Raw genomic sequence first — 598 nt, 5'->3', positions numbered from 1 at the left:
CCCCCGACATCCTCCACGCCTACCTCCAGGACGGCGGACGCCCCGCCTTCGCCGTCCGCGCCGTCCTCGCCGCCACCCTCTCCCCCGCCTGGGGCATCTACAGCGGCTACGAACTCGCCGAGAACACCCCCCTGCGCCCCGGCAGCGAGGAATACCTCGACTCCGAGAAGTACCAGCTCCGCCACCGCGACTGGCAGACCGCCGAGGACCAGGGCCACACCCTCACCCCCCTCATCACCCGCCTCAACGAGATCCGCCGGGCCAATCCGGCCCTGCGGCAACTGCGCGACCTGCACTTCCACGAGGCGGACCAGGAGGCGGTGATCGTGTACTCCAAGCGCAGCGGATCGAACACGGTTCTGGTGGTCGCCAACCTCGATCCGCACCACACCCAGGAGGCCACGGTCTCGTTGGACATGCCGCAACTCGGCCTGGAATGGCACGAGTCGGTGCCGGTGCGCGACGAGCTCACCGGCGAGACCTATCACTGGGGCAGGGCCAACTATGTGCGCCTCGACCCGGCCCGCGGGCCCGCGCACATCTTTCGCCTTCTGCGACCGTCCAGCCCGCAGACCGGAGGGGCACCCACCACATGATC

General features: G+C 69.6%; 1 pseudogene. It reads left to right on the top strand.

Annotation, left to right across the window (positions count from 1 at the left end):
* Positions 1-596: pseudogene (locus tag SZN_RS37300) on the top strand (alpha-1,4-glucan--maltose-1-phosphate maltosyltransferase); the annotation flags it as partial.
* Positions 597-598 lie beyond the last annotated feature (2 nt).

It is taken from the genome of Streptomyces zinciresistens K42 (assembly GCF_000225525.1).
GTDB lineage: Bacteria > Actinomycetota > Actinomycetes > Streptomycetales > Streptomycetaceae > Streptomyces > Streptomyces zinciresistens.
This window is presented reverse-complemented; position numbering and strand designations above follow the sequence as displayed.